Annotated in this window: 2 tRNA genes and 2 rRNA genes; all 4 read right to left on the reverse strand. The window is 37.5% G+C overall.

Going from position 1 to position 701, the window contains the following annotated elements:
* Window positions 1-123: 123 nt before the first annotated feature.
* Window positions 124-200: transfer RNA gene (locus QOZ84_RS16530), tRNA-Ile, on the reverse strand.
* Between the two features lie 9 nt (window positions 201-209).
* A tRNA-Leu gene (locus QOZ84_RS16535) sits at window positions 210-298 on the reverse strand.
* A 5-nt stretch (window positions 299-303) separates the two neighbouring features.
* A 5S ribosomal RNA gene (gene rrf, locus QOZ84_RS16540) occupies window positions 304-420 on the reverse strand.
* Between the two features lie 200 nt (window positions 421-620).
* Window positions 621-701, reverse strand: a 23S ribosomal RNA gene (locus QOZ84_RS16545); the annotation flags it as partial.

Genomic DNA, 701 nt, shown 5'->3' on the forward strand with positions numbered 1-701 from the left:
CTTAAATAAAAGTTTATCTAGGGCTCAGATACTGTTATATATCTGGCTTTATGTTTCTTGGTTGTTTCAAATTCTATAAATTAACCTACTGTTTAATTTTCAAAGTTCTTAAGTAATATATTGTGGTGGGCCATCAGGGACTCGAACCCCGGACCTACCGGTTATGAGCCGGGCGCTCTAACCAACTGAGCTAATGGCCCACAATATATTGGTGCCGAAGACCGGAATCGAACCGGTACGAGAGGTAAGTCCCGCAGGATTTTAAGTCCTGTGCGTCTGCCAGTTCCGCCACTTCGGCACATTACGTAGCTACGTCTTACTCTCCCAGGCAGTTGCCCACCAAGTACCATCAGCGCTAAAGAGCTTAACTTCTGTGTTCGGAATGGGAACAGGTGTATCCTCTTTGCTATTATAACTACATAATATTGCGTAATTTAGTTTTCTTCTCTAAGACAAGTAATATATTATCACTATAAGAGATTTTTGTCAACATATAAAAAAAATATTTTTAACATTAACATTTCAAAGTTAATACTCTGAAAACTGTATACCATCTAGAATTAATCATTTAATTTTAGCAACTCTTTTTTAGTTGCGATATAAAATCGTTAGATTTTATTTTGGTCAAGTCCTCGACCTATTAGTATCGGTAAGCTAAATACATTACTGCACTTACACCTTCGACCTATCAACCAGGTAGT

The organism is Romboutsia sedimentorum (assembly GCF_030131845.1).
GTDB classification, from domain to species: domain Bacteria; phylum Bacillota; class Clostridia; order Peptostreptococcales; family Peptostreptococcaceae; genus Romboutsia_D; species Romboutsia_D sedimentorum.